This is a genomic window from Arthrobacter sp. YD2 (assembly GCF_030410475.1).
Taxonomy (GTDB): Bacteria; Actinomycetota; Actinomycetes; order Actinomycetales; family Micrococcaceae; genus Arthrobacter_B; species Arthrobacter_B zhangbolii.
The window spans coordinates 607,838-629,699 of record NZ_JAUHHB010000003.1; the positions used below are offsets into that span (position 1 = coordinate 607,838).

General features: G+C 65.0%; 20 protein-coding genes. 13 read left to right on the top strand and 7 right to left on the bottom strand.

What is annotated here, in order from left to right:
- Window positions 1-78 precede the first annotated feature (78 nt).
- From QWJ37_RS13790 to QWJ37_RS13800, 3 genes are all read left to right on the top strand, one after another.
- Complete coding sequence (locus QWJ37_RS13790; protein ID WP_290245606.1) at window positions 79-1,020, top strand: LysR family transcriptional regulator; 942 nt, start codon at window positions 79-81, stop codon at window positions 1,018-1,020.
- Window positions 1,021-1,136: 116 nt separating this feature from the next.
- A complete protein-coding gene (locus QWJ37_RS13795; protein WP_290245607.1) occupies window positions 1,137-2,168 on the top strand; it encodes a cupin domain-containing protein in 1,032 nt (343 codons plus the stop codon).
- Window positions 2,168-3,022 (top strand): fumarylacetoacetate hydrolase family protein, encoded by an 855-nt coding sequence (locus tag QWJ37_RS13800; RefSeq protein ID WP_290245608.1) that lies wholly within the window; start codon window positions 2,168-2,170, stop codon window positions 3,020-3,022. Before QWJ37_RS13795 ends, QWJ37_RS13800 begins: the two co-directional genes overlap by 1 nt.
- Window positions 3,023-3,025: 3 nt before the next feature.
- Here the strand turns inward: QWJ37_RS13800 and QWJ37_RS13805 are convergent, their stop codons facing one another.
- The 4 genes from QWJ37_RS13805 to QWJ37_RS13820 are packed head-to-tail and all read right to left on the bottom strand — an operon-like array spanning window position 3,026 to window position 8,828.
- Window positions 3,026-4,075, bottom strand: coding sequence for an MBL fold metallo-hydrolase (locus tag QWJ37_RS13805; RefSeq protein ID WP_290245609.1), 1,050 nt, complete (start codon window positions 4,073-4,075; stop codon window positions 3,026-3,028).
- Entirely contained in the window at window positions 4,072-6,765 is a 2,694-nt protein-coding gene (gene acnA, locus QWJ37_RS13810) for an aconitate hydratase AcnA (protein WP_290245610.1), read from the bottom strand. Before acnA ends, QWJ37_RS13805 begins: the two co-directional genes overlap by 4 nt.
- A gap of 36 nt (window positions 6,766-6,801) precedes the next feature.
- Window positions 6,802-7,596 carry a citryl-CoA lyase gene (locus QWJ37_RS13815; RefSeq protein ID WP_290245611.1) on the bottom strand — a complete coding sequence of 265 codons (795 nt, stop codon included), beginning with the start codon at window positions 7,594-7,596 and terminating at the stop codon, window positions 6,802-6,804.
- Window positions 7,596-8,828, bottom strand: a complete 1,233-nt coding sequence (locus QWJ37_RS13820; RefSeq protein ID WP_290245612.1) for a CaiB/BaiF CoA-transferase family protein — start codon at window positions 8,826-8,828, stop codon at window positions 7,596-7,598. The genes QWJ37_RS13815 and QWJ37_RS13820 overlap by 1 nt, the downstream gene beginning before the upstream one ends.
- A 243-nt stretch (window positions 8,829-9,071) precedes the next feature.
- On the opposite strand from QWJ37_RS13820, the gene QWJ37_RS13825 reads away from it, so the two are divergent.
- Genes QWJ37_RS13825 through QWJ37_RS13835 form a run of 3 tightly spaced genes read left to right on the top strand, consistent with a single transcriptional unit; the run spans window position 9,072 to window position 11,687 of the window.
- On the top strand, window positions 9,072-10,013 hold the full coding sequence (locus tag QWJ37_RS13825; RefSeq protein WP_290245613.1) for a transporter substrate-binding domain-containing protein: 942 nt from the start codon (window positions 9,072-9,074) through the stop codon (window positions 10,011-10,013).
- A gap of 7 nt (window positions 10,014-10,020) precedes the next feature.
- The gene (locus QWJ37_RS13830; RefSeq protein ID WP_290245614.1) at window positions 10,021-10,893 is read left to right on the top strand and encodes an amino acid ABC transporter permease; all 873 of its coding nucleotides are present in this window, start codon (window positions 10,021-10,023) and stop codon (window positions 10,891-10,893) included.
- Window positions 10,890-11,687: an amino acid ABC transporter ATP-binding protein gene (locus QWJ37_RS13835; RefSeq protein WP_290245615.1), complete on the top strand. Its 798-nt coding sequence runs from the start codon at window positions 10,890-10,892 to the stop codon at window positions 11,685-11,687. The genes QWJ37_RS13830 and QWJ37_RS13835 overlap by 4 nt, the downstream gene beginning before the upstream one ends.
- 22 nt (window positions 11,688-11,709) lie before the next feature.
- Here QWJ37_RS13835 and QWJ37_RS13840 read toward each other — a convergent pair whose 3' ends face one another.
- The 3 genes from QWJ37_RS13840 to QWJ37_RS13850 all read right to left on the bottom strand — a co-directional run bounded on the left by QWJ37_RS13840 (window position 11,710) and on the right by QWJ37_RS13850 (window position 14,964).
- Complete coding sequence (locus QWJ37_RS13840) at window positions 11,710-12,879, bottom strand: GDSL-type esterase/lipase family protein (protein ID WP_290245616.1); 1,170 nt, start codon at window positions 12,877-12,879, stop codon at window positions 11,710-11,712.
- A gap of 151 nt (window positions 12,880-13,030) precedes the next feature.
- Window positions 13,031-13,288, bottom strand: coding sequence for a hypothetical protein (locus QWJ37_RS13845; RefSeq protein WP_290245617.1), 258 nt, complete (start codon window positions 13,286-13,288; stop codon window positions 13,031-13,033).
- Window positions 13,285-14,964: a hypothetical protein gene (locus QWJ37_RS13850; RefSeq protein WP_290245618.1), complete on the bottom strand. Its 1,680-nt coding sequence runs from the start codon at window positions 14,962-14,964 to the stop codon at window positions 13,285-13,287. Before QWJ37_RS13850 ends, QWJ37_RS13845 begins: the two co-directional genes overlap by 4 nt.
- A 492-nt stretch (window positions 14,965-15,456) precedes the next feature.
- On the opposite strand from QWJ37_RS13850, the gene QWJ37_RS13855 reads away from it, so the two are divergent.
- Genes QWJ37_RS13855 through QWJ37_RS13885 form a run of 7 tightly spaced genes read left to right on the top strand, consistent with a single transcriptional unit; the run spans window position 15,457 to window position 21,829 of the window.
- A complete protein-coding gene (locus QWJ37_RS13855) occupies window positions 15,457-16,470 on the top strand; it encodes a TRAP transporter substrate-binding protein (protein WP_290245619.1) in 1,014 nt (337 codons plus the stop codon).
- Between the two features lie 28 nt (window positions 16,471-16,498).
- Window positions 16,499-17,005: a TRAP transporter small permease gene (locus tag QWJ37_RS13860; protein WP_290245620.1), complete on the top strand. Its 507-nt coding sequence runs from the start codon at window positions 16,499-16,501 to the stop codon at window positions 17,003-17,005.
- A complete protein-coding gene (locus QWJ37_RS13865) occupies window positions 17,002-18,309 on the top strand; it encodes a TRAP transporter large permease (protein WP_290245621.1) in 1,308 nt (435 codons plus the stop codon). The genes QWJ37_RS13860 and QWJ37_RS13865 overlap by 4 nt, the downstream gene beginning before the upstream one ends.
- Window positions 18,310-18,344: 35 nt before the next feature.
- Window positions 18,345-19,175: a 5-dehydro-4-deoxy-D-glucuronate isomerase gene (kduI, locus tag QWJ37_RS13870; RefSeq protein ID WP_227929140.1), complete on the top strand. Its 831-nt coding sequence runs from the start codon at window positions 18,345-18,347 to the stop codon at window positions 19,173-19,175.
- A gap of 42 nt (window positions 19,176-19,217) precedes the next feature.
- On the top strand, window positions 19,218-20,030 hold the full coding sequence (locus QWJ37_RS13875) for an IclR family transcriptional regulator (RefSeq protein WP_290245622.1): 813 nt from the start codon (window positions 19,218-19,220) through the stop codon (window positions 20,028-20,030).
- 9 nt (window positions 20,031-20,039) lie between these two features.
- The gene (locus QWJ37_RS13880; protein ID WP_290245623.1) at window positions 20,040-21,065 is read left to right on the top strand and encodes an alcohol dehydrogenase catalytic domain-containing protein; all 1,026 of its coding nucleotides are present in this window, start codon (window positions 20,040-20,042) and stop codon (window positions 21,063-21,065) included.
- Window positions 21,062-21,829 carry an SDR family oxidoreductase gene (locus tag QWJ37_RS13885; RefSeq protein ID WP_290245624.1) on the top strand — a complete coding sequence of 256 codons (768 nt, stop codon included), beginning with the start codon at window positions 21,062-21,064 and terminating at the stop codon, window positions 21,827-21,829. Before QWJ37_RS13880 ends, QWJ37_RS13885 begins: the two co-directional genes overlap by 4 nt.
- Window positions 21,830-21,862 lie beyond the last annotated feature (33 nt).

Below are 21,862 nucleotides of genomic sequence, written 5' to 3' on the forward strand. Positions count from 1 at the left end.
TATCACCCTAGGAGAGCCCTGCATAAATTCAAACAATGAATACTTGATGCAGACATAGAGGGTCTTTATAGTCGGGGAATGTCTTCCTACGATCTCGGGATGCTCCGCGTTTTTGTCCTCGTGTACGAAACCGGCAGCGTCACTCATGCCTCCGAACGGCTTTTCATTAGCCAGCCCTCCGTCAGTTACACGCTGCGGAAGCTGCGCGCACACTTCGGGGACACCCTTTTCCAGCGCAAGGGCCACCGGCTTGAACCCACCCGCCTGGCGCATGAGCTTTACCCCAAGCTGCGCCACCTGCTGGAGTCACTGGACGACATCATGGAGACCCCGGGGGAATTCTCCCCGGCCGTCTCGAGCCGCCGCTTCCGGCTGCGGATGACCGACGTCGGCGTGAGCGGACTGCTGCCCTCCATCCTCCGTTCCGTCCGCAGCCAGGCGCCAGGGGTGACGCTTGAGGTGGAATCACTGAACCTGTCCACGGTCCTGCATGACCTGCGGACCGGGGCTGCAGATGCCGCCATCTGCACCACCCGGCTGGACGAATCGGATATCCGCAGGGACCTGCTCTTCAACCAGGAATATGTCGGGCTGTGCGCCGCGGACCATCCGCGCATTTCCGAGGAGCCCGCCCTGGGCGCCTATGAGGATGAAGAACATGTGGCAGTGGCAACCTCCACCGGCCACACCGCTCTGGATGTGCGGGTGCGTGAACTTGGCATCAACCGGCGGGTCTCGGTGGTCATCCCGACCTTCAGCTCGCTGCCGGACCTGCTCGAGGGCAGTGAGCTGGTCTCCTACGCACCCACCGGCGTCGCCAGCCGCCTCATCCGGCGCCATGAGGTCCGCTCCTTCCGGCTGCCGTTCGACGTTCCCCTCACCCAGGTGGCGATGTACACCCTGCGGCGGGACCTGCCGGCAGCAGATCTGGAGTGGCTCCGTTCCACGCTGATGTCCTCCGTGCAGACCCGGCACACGCAGGCACCCAATTCCGTACGCGTAGCCGGAGGCTTCACCTGATTCCGCACGCGGCGAGGGAGCTCCGTACTCTCACCCAGCGAGAGGGGTCTTGACGCGGCGTGACCGGTGACACATTCTTGTAAGCGGAATATGAATCTGTCATGCAGAATGGAGCCATGATGACAACCGAGACAGTCACCGCTGACCAGGCCTTCTACGCCGAGCTGGCCGAGAACCACTACTCCCCGCTGTGGAAGCTCATGGGCGGCATTGGACCCGAGGCCAAAACCAACCTGGTGCCGCACATCTGGCGCTATGAGCAGGCCCGCGAACTCATGGTGAAGGCTGGCCAGGTGGTTCCCCTCGAGGATGCACTCCGCCGCGTCCTGGGCTTCCGCAACCCGGGGTCACGCCCGGATCAGCGCACCGGTGCCACCGACTCCCTCTGGGCCGCCCTGCAGCTGGTCATGCCCGGCGAGGTGGCACCCCCTCACCGCCACACCCCCTCTGCCCTGCGGTTCATCGTTGAGGGCGAGGGCGCCTACACCGTGGTGAACGGGCAGCGCGTCCCCATGGAGGTGGGAGATTTCCTGCTGACCCCGTCCCTGCACTGGCACGAACACGGCCACGAGGGCGACGGTCCCATGATCTGGCTGGACGGCCTGGATTCCCCGCTGATCAGCCGGCTGAACCAGTACATCATCGACGAGTCTTCGGATGAGCAGCCGGTGGAGAAGGCCATGCCGGCCGCCTATGTGGAGGGCATGCTGGCGAAGACCTACGGCGAGCCGCACCAGCTGCAGCAGCCGCTGGTCTACAAGCTGGCGGATGCCCTGGCGGCACTGGAATACCTGCGCGACGGCGAAGGCGACCCCTATGACGACATCATCGTGGAGTACAAGAACCCGGTCACCGGCGGTCCGGTCATGACCACCATTTCCGCCTACCTGCAGCTGATCCGCCCGGGTGTGGACACCCGTTCGCACCGGCACACGCACAGCACGGTCTACCACGTGGTCAGCGGCAGCGGCTACTCCATTGTGGACGGGCAGAAGATCGAATGGACCAAGGGCGATACCCTGGCCGTTCCGCTCTGGTACGAGCACTCCCACCACAACTCCACGTCCGAAGACGCGGTGCTGTTCTCCTACACCGACCGCCCGGCCATTACGGCACTGGGCCTGTGGCGCGAGCAGGTGGGCAAGTAATGCGGCTTTGTGTTTTCAACGACCAGCGTCTCGGCGGTCTGGCCGACGACGGCACGGTGGTGGACCTGACGGATCTGGTGCCGGAGCACACGCACGCTGAGGACCGGATGAACGCCCTGATTTCGGGGTGGGATTCACTGCAGGCCGCCGCGGCCGAGCGCGCCGCGGCCGGCGGCGGCATCCCGGAGGCCGAGGTGACGCTCCGTGCGCCGCAGCCGCGCCCGCGCAACCTGTTTGCCGCTCCCGTGAACTACCACAAGCACCAGCAGGAAATGGGCGGCGAGAACGGTGTCTACGCCGACCGCAAGATCCTCACCGCCGAGGTGCGGAAGGGATTCCTCAAGGCCGTGACCTCCGTGGTCGGGCCCGACGGCGCCATCGAGCTGCCGTGGGAGGACCGGCGGTTCGATCATGAAGCGGAGATCGGCGTGATCATCGGCAAGACCGCCAGCCGGGTGTCCGCCGAGGACGCGCTGGACTACGTGTTCGGCTACACCCCGCTGCTGGATATCACCCTGCGCGGGGAAGAGGACCGTTCCTTCCGGAAATCCTTTGACACGTTCACGCCGATCGGCCCCTACATCGTCACCGCAGACGAGGTGCCGGACCCCGAGAACCTGGATTTCTGGCTGACGGTGGACGGCGAGGAACGCCAGCGCTCGAACACCTCCTACCTCATCTACGGGATTGCCAAGCTGATCGAGGTGTACTCCGAGGTGATGACGCTCCAGCCCGGCGACATCATCGCCACGGGCACGCCCGAGGGCGTGGGCCAGATCCTGCCCGGTGAAACCGTGGTGCTGACCATCCCGGAGGTCGGGGAGCTGACCATGCCGGTGGTTGCCCGCGCGTAACCCTCAGGCCGTTCGGGTCCTGGCAGCCAGTGGCTGCCAGGACCCGAACGCTTTTTTATGCCCGCCGGACGCCACCAGGTCCATGTGCATGGCGGTCTGGCGCAGGGCAGAGACAAGGTAATGCCGGGTCAGTGCGTCCCAGCCCCTCCCCCAGCTCAGCCGTTCAGCGGTCTGCCACACCGTGGCATCCGGATCCGCGGCCAGCACCTGCTCCACCTCCGCCGTGCGCGTCAGATGGCGTGTGGCGATGGCGTGCGCCCGGTCCGCGATACCCCGGTACCGGTACTCGTGGCCGGGCAGGTTCTGGCAGTCGTCATAGGCACGCAGCCGGTGCAGGCTCTGCAGATACAGCTCCAGGGGATTCTCCGGGAAACCGCCGGACGCGCCGATGCCCGGCGTGACGCGCGGCAGGAGGTGGTCCCCGGAGAACAGCAGCCGCTGGTCCTCCTCCACCAGGCACATATGCCCGGGGGTATGGCCGGGGCTGTGCAGCACCCGCAGCCGGCGTCCAGGCACCGGCAGCAGGTCCCCGTCCGCCACCAGCCGGTCCGCGGGAACCACCACGCGCGGGCTGCCCTTCGCATAACCCAAAACCTCCGTGTAGCGGCCGTGCGGTACGGCCCAGGCGTCCAGATCGGCGCGGATGCGGGAGTCATCGGCCGTCCAGCGGGCATAGTCCTGCTGCGCCTCCTGCTCCCGGCGGTGCATCACGGTCCGGGTTCCGTGCTGCTCCCGCAGGCTCCCGGCCAGGCCGGTGTGGTCCGGGTGCAGGTGGGTGAGGATGGCGGAAGCCGGTGCCCTCAGCCCTGGACGGATCCGGTCCAGGGCCGCGGCCAGGATCCCTGTGTTCGGTGGCAGGTCCCACCCCGGGTCCAGCACGTGGATGTCCCCGGCCGAATCCTGGATCAGGTAGGACAGGGTGAACGGCATGTGCCCGGGCTTGTTGGGCTGCGGAAGGGTCCAGACGCCGTCGGCCACCTCTTCGGGGGCCGGCAGTTTCCCGGCAGTATGCGCGGAGAACTCCTGGTTACTGGCGGGGTGAATCCCGCTCATGCGGCCAATCCTGCACGGAAGGCGAACGGCAGGATCCCGCCGTGGCGGATGTAGCCCGCTTCAGTGGCCGTGTCCACGCGGATATCGACGTCGAACATCACGCGGGTGCCGTCCTGGCGCCGGGCTTCCACACCTGCGGTGCGCGGCCATCCGCCGTCGCTAAACCCGGACAGACCGGACACGCTGTACTCCTCGGTCCCGTCCAGTCCACGGACCTCGGCACTGTCGCCCGAGCGGAACTGCAGGGGGATGACCCCCATGCCTACGAGGTTGGAGCGGTGGATGCGCTCAAAGGACTCGGCGAGCACGGCCCGGACGCCCAGCAGATAGGTACCTTTGGCGGCGTAGTCGCGGGCTGAACCGCTGCCGTATTCCCTGCCGCCCAGCACCAGCAGCGGGACGCCCTGGCGGCGGTAGCCTTCTGCGGCGTCGAAGACCGTCATTTCCTCCCCCGAGGGCAGGAACTGCGTGAATCCCCCGCTCCGCCCGTTGGCCAGCTCGTTTCGCAGGCGCACATTGGCGAAGGTACCGCGCACCATGACGTCGTGGTTGCCGCGGCGGGAACCATAGGTGTTGAAGTCCCGGCGCGGCACGCCCTGCGCGAGCAGGTACTGCCCCGCCGGGCTGTCGGCCCGGATGTGCCCTACCGGGCTGATGTGGTCCGTGGTCACGGAGTCGCCCAGTTTCAGCAGCACCCGGGCTCCGGCCAAATCAGCCACCGGCTCCGGCTGCAGGCCGGCACCGTCCAGGAACGGGGAGGGGCGCATGTAGGTGGACTCGCCGAATTCATAGGATGGGCCGGCAGGGATAGCCATGCCCTCCCACTGTGCAGTGCCGGCGAAGGCCTCAGCATAGGTGTCGCGGTACAGGGCGCCGGTGACGGCCCGGGCGAGTTCCTCCTCCACTTCCTGCGGGCTTGGCCAGAGGTCGGCGAGATGGATTGCCCTGCCGTCCTTGTCCTGTCCCAGCGGGTCCCGGTGCAGGTCAATGTCCATGGTTCCGGCCAGGGCGTAGCTGATGACCAGGGGCGGGGAGGCAAGGTAGTTCATGCGGACATCGGGACTGATGCGGCCCTCGAAGTTCCGGTTTCCGGACAGCACCGAGGTAAGGACCACGTCCTGCGCGGCGTCGGAGACCGGATCCGCCAGGGGGCCGGAATTTCCCATGCAGGTGGTGCAGCCGTAGCCCACCACATGGAAGCCCAGCGTTTCCAGGTCCGGCATCAGTCCAGCCTGCTCCAGGTAGCGGGTCACCACCTGCGAGCCCGGTGCCAGCGACGTCTTAACCCAGGGCGGGACGCGCAATCCGTGCCGGACGGCGTTGCGGGCCAGCAGCGCCGCCGTCATCATCACGTGCGGATTGGAGGTGTTGGTGCAGCTGGTGATGGCGGCAATGGCCAGCGCCCCGTGCCGCAGGCGGACATTGGCCCCGTTGACGGTCACGTCCACGCCGTCGGTGGTGCTGCGGCGGCTGCCCGTGCTGCCGTCGCTGTCCCCCTCGCTGTCCCGGTCGAGCAGCGCAGCTAGGTCTCCCCGGAAGCGGTCATGGGCCGCGTCCAGGGATATCCGGTCCTGCGGCCGGTAGGGGCCGGCTATCGAGGGAACCACTTCGGACAGGTCCAGCCGCAGTGACTCGCTGTAGTGCGCCGGTGAGCTCCCGCCGTCGCTCCACATTCCCTGTGCCCGGGCGTAGGCCTCGATCAGTTCCACCTGTTCCCGGGGGCGGCCGGTGAGCGTGTAGTACTCCACGGTCTTGGCGTCCACGGGGAACATTGCTGCGGTGGAGCCGAACTCGGGCGACATGTTGGCGATGGTGGCCCGGTCCGCCACCGGGATGCCGGCCAGGCCGGCGCCGTGGAACTCCACGATTTTGCCCACCACCCCGTGTCCGCGCAGCAGTTCGGTGATGCGCAGGACCAGATCCGTTGCGGTGGTTCCCGGCCGGAGGCTGCCGGTGAATTCCACTCCCACCACCGGGGGAACCAGCATGGACAGCGGGTGGCCCAGCAGTGCGGAGACAGCCTCGATGCCGCCCACGCCCCAGCCCAGGACGCCCAGGCCGTTGACCATGGTGGTGTGGCTGTCCGTGCCGATGCAGGAGTCCGGGTAGGCGATCCGTTCGCCGTCCGCATCGGTGGTCATCACCCCGCGGGTCAGGTGTTCAATGTTGACCTGGTGAATGATGCCGCGTCCCGGCGGAACCACTTTGAGTCCGTCGAAGGCGTCCTGGGCCCAGCGCAGGAACCGGAAGCGTTCCTCATTACGCTCAAACTCTCGTTCAGCGTTGCGCCGGAACGAGGAGCGGTTGCCGGAGCTGTCCACGATCACCGAGTGGTCCACCACCAGCTCCGCGGGGATCAGCGGCTTGACCCCTGCCGGGTCCCCGCCGTGCCGGGCGACGGCCTCCCGCAGCGTGACCAGATCATGGATGACGGGGGCGCCGGCCATGTCCTGCATGACCACCCGGGCCGGATGGAACGGGACCTGCCGGCCTTCTCCCGCTGACGGGGAGTGCATAAGCGCCGCCACCGCCTCCGGCCCGGCCCCGTGCCGGAGCACGTTTTCCAGCAGGATTTTCAGGCTGAGCGGCAGGCCCTCCACGCCCGGCACCGTAGTGATATCCACGTAGCGCACGGGGCCGGTGGAGAGGTCCAGGGTCCCGGTTGAGGCGGTGAAGGACGTGGTCAGCATGGGGGCAATCCTTTGTGTGTAACCGGCAGGGCGGGATCAGGGGACGTCGCGCGGGGCGGGTCCCACGTAGTCCGGCAGGATCGTTCGGTGTTCGGGCCCTTTATTGCGTTGTCCGGAGTTGGATTCCTCCCAGGCGTGAGCCAGCGCTCCAATGGAACGGGAGAGGATGAACAGCCCCCGGCCCAGCACCGGCGCAAACCCCAGTTCCGCGTAGATGATGGCCGTGGCGCCGTCGATGTTCATGGGAATGGGACGCTGGCGGCCCTCGTTGATCTGCCGTTCAATCTCCAGCGCAACCTCCAGTACGCGGCCTTCCACCACGCCCTGGTCCCGCGCTTCCTCCACCGCTGCCACCAGCGGTGCCCTGCGCGGGTCCACCGGATGGAAGCGGTGGCCGAAGCCGGGAACGTATTTGTTCTCCGCCCGCAACCGGGCAATTTCGGCGGCCACCGCGTCCGGTACCGGACGCGGATCCTGCAGGATCCGCTCGAAGATCTCCATCAGTTCCTGGCCGGCTCCGCCGTGCACGTCCCCCAGCACGTTGGTGGCCGAGGCCATGGCGTTGTTGATGCCGACGCCGCAGGTCATGGCCATGCGGGCAATGCCGATGGAGGGCGCCTGCGGTCCGTGGTCCACCCCGGCCACCAGGGCACGTTCCAGCAGCCGGGCCTGCGGCACGCCGGGCAGCTCACCCCGGGTCATCAGCCACGCCATGGTGGCCATGCCGACGTCGGCGGAGGCGATCAGCTGTTCCACCGGGTAGCCGTGGAAGCGGATCACGCCGGGCGAGATGTCCGAGATGGAGGTCTTCCACCAGGTTGAGCTTTCCATTAGATGACTCCCTCGTTTCGCATTGCAGCTATGTCGTCCGGGCTGTACCCGAGGCCGGCCAGCACCTGCTCGGTGTGTTCACCGAGCAGCGGCGGCGGCGCGTCAGGACCCACCGGTGAGCCGTCCACGTGCGTGGGGGCGCCGAGCAGCCGGATGTCCCCCTCGGGTCCCACGCCGGTGCCGGTAATGCCGGCTGCGGCGTCGATCCTCAAGGTCGAGACCAGACTCCGTTCCACAATCTGTTCGGAGTCCAAGACGGTTGCCACGTCCATGACGGGGGCACCGGGGATACCGGAAGCAGCGAATTCCTTGTCCCAGTGGGCGCTGGGGCGGGTGGTGAGGACGGCCTCGATTTCCGCCTTCAGTGCCAGGCGGTTGGTTTTGCGGGATTCCCGTTCAGCGAAGCGCGGGTCCCCGATGAGCTCGGGGCGGCCGATCACCCGGCACAGTTCTTCGAACTGTTCCTGCTTGTTGGCCGCGATGTTGAAGTCGCCGTCGGCTGTGGCAAAGGTGCCCGACGGCGCGGCCGTCCGGTTTTCGTTGCCCATCGGCACCGGTTCGCTGCCGCCCACCAGGTAGTCCGAGGCCACCCAGCCCATGGCGGTGAGCGTTGCTTCCAGCATGGACACGTCCAGGAAAGCGCCCTGCCCGGTTCGCCCGCGACGCACCAGGGCCGACGCGATGGCGAAGGCGGCGGCAAATCCGCCCACGGTGTCGGCGATGGGAGCTCCCACCCGCAGGGGCGCGGTCTCCCGGTCACCGGTCACGGACATCAGGCCGGACATCCCCTGAATGATCTGGTCATAGGCCGGCCGGTCCCGCAGCGGTCCGCTCTGCCCGAATCCCGAAATGGCGCAGTAGACAATGCCCGGATTGATCTCCTGCAGGGCCTCCCAGCCAAAGCCCAGGCGGTCCATCACCCCGGGACGGAAGTTTTCCAACACCACGTCGTGGGTTTCCACCAACTGCCGGAAGACCTGCCGGCCCTGCTCGGATTTGAGGTTCAGGGTCAGCGACTGCTTGGAGCTGTTCTGCGCGAGGAAGGAGATTCCCAGATGGCGGGCACTGAGGTCTGCGGACGCCCCCAGCTTCCGGGCAAGGTCTCCCCCGCGGGTTGCCTCGACCTTGAGGACTTCGGCGCCCATGAGCGCCAGCTGGTAGCCGGCAAACGGCCCGGACAGCACATTGGTCAGGTCCAAAACCCTGACACCGTCTAGCAAATTAGTTCTCATCCCAGTCCTCTTTCCGGAGCCCAGCCCCGCTTATTCGCCGGCCTTCCGGACTCTATTGCGGTAGTGCGTTCCCCTGAACCGCTTCGATCATTCAGCGGAACGGCGGTCGAGTGTCGGCAGACTACCTGTTTCTGTGACTTGACTCACATGCTTTGCCGGTGCCACCATTCTGCATGACAAAACCTTTTTTTACCAAGCAGAATCATGGTCGTGCCCTTTAGGCACGGAGAATACGAGGACCCTGTGTTTTCTTCGCATAAAAATCTTCCCGGAACCTCCGCGTGGAAGTCCTTAGCACTGGCCTCGGCCGCCCTCCTCGCCTTCTCCCTGGCCGGGTGCGGAAGCAGCACCAGTGAGGCAGCGGATAAACCGGAGACGAGCCAGCAGGTCCAGGAACTCCATGACCGGCTGCCGGAGGCCATCAAGGACCGCGGCGTCCTGCGTATCGGCACCGTCACCTCCACTACCCCGCTCACGCAGAAGCCGGGCAAGGAAGTGGAAGGACTCATTCCCGAGCTTGCCGACGAAATGGCCGGGATCCTCGGCGTGGAGGTCGAATTCATCGAATCCCCCATGGCCGCGCAGATCACTGCCCTGCAGTCGGACAAAGTGGACCTGACCTGGAGCGCCATGACGGATACCGCAGAGCGGGAAGCCAGCGTGAACATGGTTCCGTACCTGAAGACCACCAGCTCCCCGATAGTTCTCGAGGGCAACCCTTCGAACATCCAGAAGAGCGAGGATCTTTGCGGCCGGTCCGTGGGAATTGTCCGGGGCGGCAACAGCCACGTAGCCCTGGAAGCATTCCAGGAAACCGTGTGCAAGGGCGGTGGGATGGAGCCCATGGAGGTGAAACTCTACGACAAGAGCACTGACGGCCTGCTGCAGCTCCAGTCCGCCAACATTGAGGCCTTCGTAGGGATCGGCATCCAGCTGAAGCACAACGCTGAAACCGCGAACAACGGCAGCACGTTCGATTTTGTCGATGTGCCGATTGATGAATCCGTGATGACCATCTGCACCCACAAGGATGAGGCGGAGCTGGCGGACATCGTCCGGGCAACGCTGGTGGAAATGGCCGATTCGGGTAAGTACGGCGAAGTGCTGGAACGCTACTCGGCGCAGGATTACGCCATGGATTCAGCGGACATCGTTGTCAATCCGCTGCAGGGTGAAGGCAAGTAGGGGTCCCGTGAACGCTTCAACCATCACCGGGCGGCCCGGTACGGCTGTTCCGCCCCGCTCCGACTACGTCCCGGTCCGCAACCCCGCGCAGTGGGTTGCTGCCGCCGTCGGACTCATCATCCTGGCCTGGATCGTGTCCCTCATCCTGGTGAATCCGAACCTGGATTTCGGCACGGTACTTTCCAACATCACCAACGAAATGATCCTCGAGGGCCTCCTGCGGACCTTCCAGCTCACCATTGTGTCCATGCTCATCGGCACAGTGCTGGGGGTTATCATCGCCTGTGCCCGGATCTCCAACAACCGGCTGATGAACGGACTGGCGAATCTGTACATCTGGTTCTTCCGGGGTGTGCCCCTGCTGGTGCAGATACTCATCTGGGGCAACTTCGCCCTGCTCTTTCCGAACCTTGGGGTGGGCATACCGTTCACCGACGTCATGTTCTTCGATGTGCCCACCAACTCGGTCATCACCGTCTTCGTCGCGTCCATCCTGGCGTTGTCACTGCACGAAGCCGCCTACATGGCCGAGGTGGTCCGCGGCGGCCTGCAGGGTGTGGACCAGGGACAGGAGGAAGCCGCCAAGGCTCTTGGCATGTCCGGACCGCGCATCATGATGCGCATTGTGCTGCCGCAGGCTTTGCGGATGATCATCCCGCCCACCGGAAACCAGCTGATTTCCCTGCTGAAGGCCAGCGCCCTCGTCTCGGTCATCGCCGGTGGCGAACTCATGACAGTGGCCAACGATATTGGCGCCATCAGCTACAAGACCCTGGAGCTTCTCGCAGTCGCCACCTTCTGGTACCTGGTGATCGTGACAGTCCTGTCAGTAGCGCAGAAATTTCTTGAAAAGCGGATGTCCAGAGGAGCACGGCGATGAATCAGACCCAGACAACGGAGGCTGCTGCCCGAGAGCCGCTGCTGACGATGCATCAGGTCCGGAAGGCGTTCGGCAGCAACCAGGTATTGCAGGGAATCGATCTGGAGATCTACCCCGGGGAAGTGGTGTGCCTCCTGGGCCCCTCCGGATCCGGCAAGTCCACGGTCCTGCGCTGTATCAACCAGCTGGAAACCATCGATTCCGGATCTATCAACTTCAAGGATGAATACATTGGTGTCCGGCCGAAGAACGGACGCTGGTTTGACCTGACGGAACGGCAGAAGGCACGGCAGCGCCGCGAGATCGGCATGGTGTTCCAGAAATTCAACCTCTTTCCGCACATGACCGTGCTGGAGAACATCATGGAAGCCCCGGTAAAGGTCAAGGGGATCACCCCGGACGCTGCCAGGCAGACGGCACGGGACCTCTTGGAACGGGTGGGAATGGCAGCCTTCGGCGACCGTTATCCCGTCCAGCTTTCGGGTGGACAGCAACAGCGTGTAGCCATTGCCCGTGCCCTGGCAATGGATCCGGAGCTGATGCTATTCGATGAGCCCACCTCGGCACTGGACCCTGAGTTGGTGGGCGAAGTGCTGGACGTAATGAGGGAGCTTGCCAAGTCCGGCCGCACCATGATGGTGGTTACCCACGAAATTGGTTTTGCCCGGGAAGTGGCCGACCGGATCATCTTTATGGCGGACGGCACCATCGTGGAGGAAGGCCCCGCCGCCTCTGTGGTCGGGTCACCGCAGATGGAACGGACCCAACAGTTCCTCTCCGCCGTCATCCACTAGCCGGGCATCGCGGGCTGCCGGATCACCCTTGGTCGAGGTGCCGGCCGCCCGCGAAGGGCCCCGCCCCCGCAAACGCATACTTCGCAAACCGCTCCCCGATGATCTGGTGCGTGGCGGTATCCGGATGCAGCGCGTCGGGCAGCGGATGCTCCTGGGCGTCCGCTTCCCCGTACAGCTCCAGTCCGTCCAGGTAGTAGAGGTTCGGATCCTCGGCACGGCGGTCCACCAGCGATGCCAGCGCCTCACGGATTACACGCAGCGTCAGCTGCCCCGCCGCCACTCCGGCCGGATCCCCGGTGGCAAGGAACTTCACCTGCCCCGTGCCGAAGGATGCCGGATCAAAGGCACCGGGCCCCGGGGTGTCCTCGTGGATGCCACAGAAGATCGGCGAAATCAGCACCAGCGGGGTCTCCGGATGTCCTTCGCGGATGGAGTCCAGGAAGCCGTGCACGGCGGGCACAAAGGTGCGCAGCCGCATCCCGTCGAGGTTCACCATGTTGATGCCCAGCTTCACGCTGATCAGGTCCGCCGGCGTATCCCGCATTACTTGCGCGGTGAACGGATCCACCAGCGCGCTGCCGCCCAGACCGAGGTTCGTCAGTTCCACGCCGCCGATCCGCGCCGCGACCGCGGGCCAGATGCCCGACGGCGTCGCCGCGTTGGAGCCGTGGCTCACCGAACTGCCGTGGTGCAGCCACACCGGCCGGTCCGAGGCAGCCGGCTCCAGCGGCGCATCCGAGCGCAGCTCGACCAGTTCCACCGATTCGTTGTGCGGCAGCCAGATCTCCACCCGCTTGCCGCCCACGGGCAGCCCGGGGAACACACTCACATGCGACTCCCCGTCCACCTGCCGGCTGGCTCCGGTGGACATGTTCACCTCGGTGTAGGAGCCGCCGGTGAGTTCGTCGCTGTGCAGCAGCTCACCGCCGACCATCAGGTCCACATGGCCGCGCGGTCGGTCCGCCCCGAGGTAGACCACCCGCGTGGAATGCAGGACCAGTTCCAGCTGCTGCGCCGTCGTCGTAAAGACCAGCCGGACGCCGGAGGGCTGGGCTTCAACCATCAGCAGCTGCGGATCCGGGAACCGGGTGCGGACGCTGACGGGCAGCCGGTGCGGCCGCAGTCCGCGGGCGGTGGTTTCGCATTCCGCGGCACCACAGACCAGGGATTCGGTGATGGGCGTGCTGATCATGCGGGGAGTTCTCCCAGGTTCGGGGCAAAAGTTAGGAGCCCTCAGTTTATGCGCAGCACCACGCCAACCGGATCTCGGAGAGGAGCGGCAGCGCCGCGGCCGGGAAAAAGATGCTTCCTACCCGCGTCCTAGGTGGCGGAAGCCGCCCGGCTTAGAGCTCCCCGTGGCTGGCCACGTGCCCGGCGAAATCACCCTCGCAGTCCGCCAGGTGCAGCTGGCAGAGCCGGGCCAGGGTCAGGACGTAGTGCCGGACGCAGAACACCTCGGCGTCGGTGCCGTCCGCCCATTCCTGTGCCACAAAGTGGGTGGGCGGGTCCACGCAGACCGAGTCATCCCATAGGCAGCGCACAGACCCGAAGTCTTCGAGGGTTCCGGTGCCGGAGGTGGTGTCGTCCTTGGTGCCGATCATTTGCTGTTCTCCTTGATCATCCGGTCCAGTGTCTGAAGTCCCAGCCGGACCTCCTCCCGGGTGAGCTGGTGTTCCTCGTCCAGCCAGTCGGCCCATTGGGCGGCGAAGTCCCGTTCCAGTTCCAGCTCCCGGCGCCGGCTGAAGTACTCCCGCGCAACAATCCGGCCGGATGCGCCGTCATGGTCGGTACTGATGTTGAGCATGGTGCCGGCGGCAGGAAAGAGGATGCAGGTCCGGGACTCCCCCACGCTGAGCAGGAACCAGGAATGCAGGTGGACCCGGGTGCCGGCGGGCAGCAGATAGGGGTCCAGCTTGTTCAAATCCAGGCAGTTCACAGCGAGGAAGGATTCCAGTTCCCCGCCGTCCATCACCGTCTCCAGTGACGGCTGATAGGGATGGCCGCTGCGGTCCGGGCTCGTCCAGTCCGCGGCGCCGGCCCAGGGGTAAAAGAACTTTTCGGAAGTCCGGATTTTCAGCACCTTGCCGGCGGAACGCTCATAGGTGTGCTCCTGATAGAGCGGCGTCATCTCCGCCTTCAGCATCAGAGCGACGTCGTCCAGGACGTGGACGGCCAGCGGTGCGGCATGGTTGCCCAGGGCATGCTTCAGCCAGGTTTCCAGTTCCAGGGCGGTACTGAACTGGGCGGTGGACGTCTCATGCTCGGCAAAGTCCACAATGTTGTGTTCCAGCCGGTAAAGCCGGGCTTCGGTGCTGTTGCCCTCCCAGGGCTGCCTTGCGGTCCGCAGTCCCTCAGGAACCGAATCCGCCATAATCCACTCCGCCCAGTCGGGCCCGAGCGCACCCCGTCCCCGCTCCGCGCCGGTATCCGGATCAGCGTAGTGCTGCAGCACGCCGTCCCTGGCGCAGAGCAGCTCCAGCGGCCCCAGCTCCTCCGTCACCGGATGCAGCAGTTCATATCGGTGCGTGGAACTGCGCGCATAGGCCACCACCGGGCGGTCCGGATCAATGTCGTCCCGGTACGGGAACTGCAGGTCCCGCGGGGATAGCTCTGCGCCCTTGGGGAGGGCCAGCCGCCCGAGGTCATGGGCAGTAACCCAGTCCCGCAGCAGAGTCTGCCGGCTGGCGGCCACCCCTTCAACCGTTGGCAGGGCCGGCTCTCCGGCCTTGCGCAGGACGACGCCGGGCAACTCCAGTGCCGCGTCCAGGCCCTGGGCAAAAAAGGTTTTCCGCACCGTGGCCAAAGGCTCAGCGCCGCCCGTGCACTCGGCAATGGTGACATTTCCGTCCAGGGTAATAAAGGACACCAGCTGGATATCACCGCACCGGTTTTCCACCAGCATGGGAGTGCGCCAATACCCCGCCAATACAGCCAGGGTGGGTGATTTCCTGCCTGCGATCTCACAATTCAGATGGTCGCGGGAGAGGACCAATAAAACAAACTTCTGCACTGTCCACCCGGACTCACCGAACACGTCATACCCGGTGGATTCGCCAACGACGACGTCCGCGTCCACGCTGCCGCCGTCGGAGTACGAGACGTCCCCGTTCTCAGCGACGTCAACCGCGGCAGGCCAGGGATCGGCCGGAAGCCGCAGGCCTGGACCATCCGGATCCTCAGTGTTCATGGACTCGAATCCGGCCCGCACCCGCGGCCACTCCGCGCCGGGGATCCAGACGGTGTAACCGGGTGCCAATGGGGTGGCCGCAGCTGTCATAACAGGGAATCTCCAAGGGTTGCAGGATAAAGCCTCTAATGGTGAAAGGTGCGGGGATTCGGATACTAAAAGTCCACCCGTGGCCGTGCACAACAAAATACAGCGGCGCAGTGACATTCCGGGACCGCTAAAAGGTGTCGTGGATTCCTATGCCAAATCGTAATTATCGCTCCGCCGGCTTTTTCCGGGCAGCCTCCGCATTGATTGGAAACCCTCCGCCGCCCGGTGGATACACGCCGCTCCCGCCGGCCGCCGTCGTCGTCCCCCAACCGGCAGGCACCGCCCGTCCCGCCAAAAAAGATCTCACCGAATTCCTTGACCAAGTGACCTGGCACACATTAGCGTTGCCGGAAATGGAACCGAGTTCCATTTTCGATCAATCCACCCAGGAGCCGTTCGAGGGCCGGTGCGCCCGTGATCTGCGGAGCGGACATTCCTGGTTCCAGGCGCAATGAGGCGCCCACAAGCGTGGGCTCGACGAAGAGGATTCACATGCATCGCAACAAGCTTTTCGCCACACTGGCCATCACATCGGCGGCCATGCTGGGACTCACCGCCTGCGGCGGCGGTAACGGCGACGCCGGAGCCGGGTCAACGAAGGTGTTGAAGGTGGCCTTCAACCAGAACGCCTCCCACCCGCAGGCCGTGGCCATCACCGAGCTCAGCGACAAACTCAAGGAAGCCACGGATGGCGCCTACGAGCTGGAGCTCTTCCCCGACGAGCAGCTGGGTTCCCAGGCAGAAACGCTGGAACTGGTGCAGTCCGGAGCGGTGGACATGGCGATTGTGGCCGGCCCCCTGATGGAGGCCTTCAACCCGGACTTCTCGGTGCTGAACCTGCCCTACGTCTATGACTCCCCCGAGCACCAGATGTCGGTGCTGAACGAACCCGACATCACCGGAGAGCTCTTTGACTCGCTCGAGGATTCCGAGAGCATCTCGGTGATTGGCGCCTATCACGGCGGCGTCCGCAACGTGTACACCACCGGCGGACCGGCGGAAAAGCCGGCAGATCTGGCCGGCCAGAAAATCCGCATCATCTCCTCGGATACCAACGTGGCCATGATCCAGATGATGGGCGGCGTGGGCACCCCGATGCCGCAGGGCGATGTCTACACCGCCATCCAGTCCGGTGTCCTGAACGGTGCCGAGAACAACGAGCTGATCTTTGCCGACCTGGCCCACGCCGAAATCGCCCCGCACTACTCCTACACGCAGCACCTGATGATCCCCGACTATCTGGTGGCCAACCCCATGGTCCTGGAGGCCTTCAGCGAGGAGGAGCGCGAGACGCTGAACTCCCTCTTCGCCGAATCCGTGGACAGCGAGCTGGCCTCCTTTGACGAGAAGGTCGCCGAGGCCAAAACGAAGGCGGAAGAGGCCGGTGCCACCTTCCATGAAGCCGACGTCGAGGCCTTCCGCAAGGCGGTGGAACCCCTGCACAAGGACAAGGTCAACAACGACGTCACCAAGGCCATCTTCGAAAAGATCGACGCAGCCCGCTAAGCGCGGCTCTCCCTCGGAAGTTATTCCTATGACCAAACTTAAACAGGCGGTGGATACCGTCCTGAGGACCCTGTGCATTGTGCTCTTCGCACTGCTCATCCTCCTTGTCTGCTGGCAGATCTTCACCAGGCTCGTCTTCAACGATCCGAGTGTCTGGTCCGAGGAAGCCTCGCGCTACACCTTCATCTGGCTGAGCCTGATCGGCATTTCCGTGGCCACCGGGGAACGGGCCGACGTGGCCATCGACATCCTGGTGAAGAAGCTTCCGGCTGCCCTGCAGCGCTGGGTGACGGCCCTGGCCTACCTCTCCGCCCTGAGCTTCTCGATCCTGTTTATGGTCTACGGCGGCTACCTGAATGCCACGCTGTCCTGGAACCAGGCCAACCCGGTGCTGCCGGTAAACCAGGGTGTGCTGTATCTGGCGGTCCCCGTGGCCGGCGTGCTGCTCACCTATTACCTCTGCTACCACTTTGTCCGGATCATCGCAGCCAGGGAAGAAGCGACCGCCCCTGAAGAAGTGCAGGTGGAGCTATGACCGATGCAGGAACCGTAGGAACCATCCTCATCATCGGCATGGTGCTGCTGCTGGCCATCGGTGCGCCGATCAGCATCAGCGTGGCCCTGCCCTCGGCCTTGTCCATGGTTTACGTCCTCGGGTTCGAGGACGGCGCCCTCGCCTCAGCCCAGCGGATGTTCAACGGCGTCAACTCGTTCGCCCTGCTGGCCATCCCGTTCTTCATTTTGGCCGGCGTCATTATGAACAACGGCGGCATAGCCATCCGGCTGATCAACCTGGCCAAGGTGATGGTGGGCAAAACCCCGGCACCCCTGGCCCAGACCGGCGTCCTGGCCAGCATGCTCTTCGGCGCCGTCAGCGGCTCCGCCGTCGCCACTGCCGGTGCGGTGGGTTCAACCACCGCACCCATTGCAGCGAAACAGGGCTATGACCCGGCCTTCAGCGCGGCGGCGAACGTTGCTGCCGCACCGAGCGGCCTGCTGATTCCGCCCAGCAACACGCTGATCATTTACGCCCTGGCCAGTGGCGGCACCTCGGTGGGCGCGCTGTTTATGGCCGGGTACATTCCGGGCATCCTCTGGGGGCTGGCCTGCATGGCGGTGGTCTACTTCTACGCCAAGCGCCACCCGGAGCTGAAGGCAGAACGCTGGGCACGTCCGCAGGAGGCCCTGCTGGTCTTCCTGCAGGCACTGCCTTCGCTGAGCCTGATCGTCGTCGTTATCGGCGGGATTGTCTCCGGCTTCTTCACGCCCACCGAAGGCTCCGCCGTGGCCGTGGTCTACGCCCTGCTGCTCTCCTTTATCTACCGCAGCATCGGGCTCAAGGACCTGCCCGGCATCCTGATGAACGCGGCCCGGACCAGCTCCGTGGTGATCTTCCTGATCGGTGTCTCCACGATCATGTCCTTCGTTATGAGCTTCACCCGGATTCCGGCGCTGCTCGCGGAAAGCCTCTTCGGCTGGACCGACAGCAAGGTGGTGGTGCTGCTGATCATGATGGCGGTACTGCTGGTCATCGGCATCCCCCTGGACGCCACCCCGGCCATTTTGATCTTCACCCCGATCTTCCTGCCCATCGCCGTCAGCTACGGCGTGGACCCGGTGCACTTCGGCATCATGATGGTCTTCAACCTCTCCATCGCGGTCATTTCACCGCCATCAGCGCCGGTGCTTTTTGTCGGAGCGCAGGTGGCCAAGGTGGACATTGGTCCCGTGATCGTGAAGCTGATGCCGTTTATGGCCGTGCTCATCATGCTGCTGCTCATCATCACCTTCGTACCCGAACTCTCGCTGTGGCTGCCACGGCTCCTCGGGTTCCTCTAACCACTCCGCACCAACACCAACCCAAAGGACTTCCCATGGATGTACTGCACTCCACCAGCCCCGACCAGATACCCTCACTCACCGCCACGGACCTGCGCAGCAGGTTCCTCATCGAGGACCTGTTCCTCCAGGACCAGGTCCGTGCCGTCTACTCCCACCAGGACCGGGTGGTGCTGGCCGGTGCCGTCCCGGCCAGCGGCCCGGTGACACTGCCGACATTCCCCGAGCTGCGCGCCGAGCACTTCTTCGAACGCCGCGAGGGCGGCATCATCAACGTCGGCGGCGTCGGCACTGTCACCGTGGACGGGGAAACCTACGCCCTGAAGCACGCCTCCTGCCTCTACATTGGCCGCGGCGCGCGGGACGTCACCTTCGCGTCCGACGACGACGGCGAGCCGGCACGCTTCTACCTCTTCTCCGCCCCCGCCCACACCACCTACCCGACCACCCTGGTGGAAGCAGGCAACGGCACGGTGCGTGAGCTTGGTGACCAGGCCACCTCCAACCGGCGCACCCTGAACCAGTACATCCATGAAAACGGTGTGCGCAGCTGCCAGATAGTCATGGGCGTGACCACCCTGCACCCGGGCAGCATGTGGAACACCATGCCTGCCCATACGCACGACCGGCGGATGGAGGCCTACCTGTACTTCGACCTTCCCGAGGATGCCCGGGTGGTGCATCTGATGGGCGAGCCCAAGGAAACCCGTCACCTGCTGGCGGCTAACCAGCAGGCAGTTATTTCGCCCAGCTGGTCCATCCATTCCGGCGTGGGAACCGCCAGTTATTCATTTGTCTGGGCCATGGCGGGCGAAAACCAGTCCTTTGACGATATGGATGCCGTTGCTATCACCGAGCTGCTCTGACCGACCATGATGGAGGTAACTTCCCCATCACGAGAGACGGTCATGGCAGAAAAAACACTTTCGCAGGCTTCGGCTTCCACTCCCAGCACCAGTGAAAAAACACTGATTGTGCTGGAGGCAGCCCTGGAACATTCCCGGTTTTCCGAGGTTGTTTCCGCTACGGGGTTTCCCAAGGCAACGGTGCACCGGCTTATTTCCACGCTGGCGGACCGGCAGTTCGTGACCATTGATCCGGAGGGGAATTACCTCCCGGGACCGTCAATCCTGGCCATGGCCGGCAAAGCGCTGGAGCGCATTGATATTTCCTCCATTGCCCGGCCTTTTGTCGACGCCCTGGTGGACAGCATCCACTGCACCGTCCATATGGGCGCCATCAGCGGAGATGCCGTCATTTACATCCTGCGCAAAGACTCGGACAAACCCTACAAAATGCCCTCCCGGGTGGGGCTGTCCGTGCCGCTGCACACCACCGGAATCGGCAAGGCCATCCTGGCCACCTATGACGACGAAACCGTGGAGCGCATGCTCACGCGGGCGGGAATGGCACAGATCACCGAAGCATCCATCACCACGGTGGAGGACTTCAAGCGCGAACTCGCCGACGTGCGCCGGCGGGGCACCGCACGGGACCGCGGCGAAAACGTGCCGGGCATTGCCTGCATTGCCGCCCCCGTCCACGACCACACCGGAGTGGTGCGGTACGGCCTGAGCATTTCCACCCTGTCCATTGAACATACAGACGAGCAGATTGAAGCGATGTCCGGCAGCCTGCTCAGCACTGCCGCAGCCATCTCAAAGGCGCTCGGCTACCGGGGTACCGAACCCGACCCCGGTAATCCTTCCCCTCATCCCTAGGAGCTACCCATGACCGCTGCCGCCTACACCGGCTCACGGACTTTCAAAATCCAGGAACCCGACGCCGGGCCTCCCCCGCCCGGCCAGGTGCAAATAGCCGTTGCCTACACCGGGCTGTGCGGAACAGACCTGCACATCTTCCACGGGGACATGGATGCCCGGGTGACAATGCCCGCCGTGATCGGCCATGAAATGTCCGGTGTGGTGGAGGCCGTCGGCGACGGCGTCACGGAGTTCGCCCCCGGCCAGCCGGTGACGGTAATGCCCACCATCTCCTGCGGAGACTGCCCGGCCTGCCGCCGCGGCAACAGCCACATCTGCCACCACCTGAACTTTGTCGGCATTGATTCCGAAGGCTCAATGCAGAACCGGTGGAACGTCCCCGCAGACATTGTCATCCCCCTGCCCGAGGGGCTCGCGCTGGACGAGGCGGCACTGATCGAACCCACCGCCGTCGCCGTCCATGATGTCCGCCGGGCACGGGTGGCCGCCGGGGATTTTGTGGTGGTGATCGGCGGCGGCCCCGTGGGCCAGCTCATTGCCTGCGTGGCGCAGCAGCAGGGCGCCCGGGTGGTGCTGGCGGAGCTCGACGCCGGCAGGCGGGAAACCGCCGCGGGTTTCGGCCTCCATGCCATCGATCCCACCGAGCTGAACCTGCTGGAGTACGTGCAGCAGGAAACCGACGGGGCGGGAGCCGACGTCGCCTTTGAGGTTTCCGGCGCCGCTGCCGGACTCACCTCAGCCGTGGAAGTGCTGACCACCCGCGGCCGGCTGGTGATGGTGGCGATCCACCCCATGCCCAAGGAAATTGATCTGCACCGGTTCTTCTGGCGCGAGTTGGAAATGTTCGGTGCCCGGCTCTATCAGCGCACCGACTTCGACGAAGCCGTCCGGCTGGTGGCCGCAGGAGCCATTCCGGCGCGCGGAATGATTTCCCGGGTAGTGCCGCTCGATGAGGTGGAACAGGGCTTCCTGGCCCTGGAATCCGGCGGCGTCATGAAGGTCCTCGTCAACTGCAGCGAGGCCGGCCGATGAGTGCACGGAACCTCTTTGACCTGACCGGCAAAACCGCCGTGGTAACCGGTGCCCGCCGCGGCATCGGCCTGGCCATGGCCGTGGCCCTGGCCGAGGCCGGAGCGGACATCATCGGTGTCTCGGCCAAGCTCGAATCCTCGGGCAGCACAGTGGAAGAACGCGTCACCGCGCTGGGCCGGAGGTTTACGGGCATGCGCGCCGACTTCGCGGACCGCTCCGCCGTGCACGGCCTCGCGGCCGACCTGAGGGCGGCCGGACCGATCGACATCCTGGTCAACAACGGCGGGACGATCGCCCGCACACCCGCTGCCCGGCATCCGGATGAGATGTGGGACCAGGTGATTGAGGTGAACCTGTCCAGCCAGTTTGTGCTCAGCCGGGAGCTCGGCGCACAGATGCTGGAACGCGGCAGCGGCAAGATCATTTTCACCGCGTCCCTGCTGAGTTTTCAGGGCGGGATCAATGTGCCCGGCTACACCGCCTCGAAGTCCGGCGTGGCGGGCCTGACCAAGGCACTTGCCAACGAGTGGGCACCGAAGGGCGTGAACGTGAACGCGATTGCGCCCGGATACATCGCCACCGACAACACGCAGGCCCTGCAGGATGATCCGGACCGTGAACGGGGTATTCTCGAGCGCATTCCGGCAGCCCGCTGGGGCCGGCCGGAGGACCTTGCCGGGGCCACCGTCTTTCTGGCGTCCCGCGCCTCGGACTATGTCCACGGCGTCGTTCTGCCCGTCGACGGCGGCTGGCTTGGCCGCTGACGTACCACGCTCCTCACCGGCGGGTGACCGCCA

Bases quoted from the DNA above. Each gene is read 5' to 3' on its own strand.
- QWJ37_RS13790 (WP_290245606.1), top strand. From the start codon at position 79: ATGTCTTCCTACGATCTCGGGATGCTCCGCGTTTTTGTCCTCGTGTAC.
- QWJ37_RS13795 (WP_290245607.1), top strand. From the start codon at position 1,137: ATGATGACAACCGAGACAGTCACCGCTGACCAGGCCTTCTACGCCGAG.
- QWJ37_RS13800 (WP_290245608.1), top strand. From the start codon at position 2,168: ATGCGGCTTTGTGTTTTCAACGACCAGCGTCTCGGCGGTCTGGCCGAC.
- QWJ37_RS13805 (WP_290245609.1), bottom strand. From the start codon at position 4,075: ATGAGCGGGATTCACCCCGCCAGTAACCAGGAGTTCTCCGCGCATACT.
- acnA (WP_290245610.1), bottom strand. From the start codon at position 6,765: ATGCTGACCACGTCCTTCACCGCCTCAACCGGGACCCTGGACCTCTCC.
- QWJ37_RS13815 (WP_290245611.1), bottom strand. From the start codon at position 7,596: ATGGAAAGCTCAACCTGGTGGAAGACCTCCATCTCGGACATCTCGCCC.
- QWJ37_RS13820 (WP_290245612.1), bottom strand. From the start codon at position 8,828: ATGAGAACTAATTTGCTAGACGGTGTCAGGGTTTTGGACCTGACCAAT.
- QWJ37_RS13835 (WP_290245615.1), top strand. From the start codon at position 10,890: ATGAATCAGACCCAGACAACGGAGGCTGCTGCCCGAGAGCCGCTGCTG.
- QWJ37_RS13840 (WP_290245616.1), bottom strand. From the start codon at position 12,879: ATGATCAGCACGCCCATCACCGAATCCCTGGTCTGTGGTGCCGCGGAA.
- QWJ37_RS13845 (WP_290245617.1), bottom strand. From the start codon at position 13,288: ATGATCGGCACCAAGGACGACACCACCTCCGGCACCGGAACCCTCGAA.
- QWJ37_RS13850 (WP_290245618.1), bottom strand. From the start codon at position 14,964: ATGACAGCTGCGGCCACCCCATTGGCACCCGGTTACACCGTCTGGATC.
- QWJ37_RS13855 (WP_290245619.1), top strand. From the start codon at position 15,457: ATGCATCGCAACAAGCTTTTCGCCACACTGGCCATCACATCGGCGGCC.
- QWJ37_RS13860 (WP_290245620.1), top strand. From the start codon at position 16,499: ATGACCAAACTTAAACAGGCGGTGGATACCGTCCTGAGGACCCTGTGC.
- QWJ37_RS13865 (WP_290245621.1), top strand. From the start codon at position 17,002: ATGACCGATGCAGGAACCGTAGGAACCATCCTCATCATCGGCATGGTG.
- kduI (WP_227929140.1), top strand. From the start codon at position 18,345: ATGGATGTACTGCACTCCACCAGCCCCGACCAGATACCCTCACTCACC.
- QWJ37_RS13875 (WP_290245622.1), top strand. From the start codon at position 19,218: ATGGCAGAAAAAACACTTTCGCAGGCTTCGGCTTCCACTCCCAGCACC.
- QWJ37_RS13880 (WP_290245623.1), top strand. From the start codon at position 20,040: ATGACCGCTGCCGCCTACACCGGCTCACGGACTTTCAAAATCCAGGAA.
- QWJ37_RS13885 (WP_290245624.1), top strand. From the start codon at position 21,062: ATGAGTGCACGGAACCTCTTTGACCTGACCGGCAAAACCGCCGTGGTA.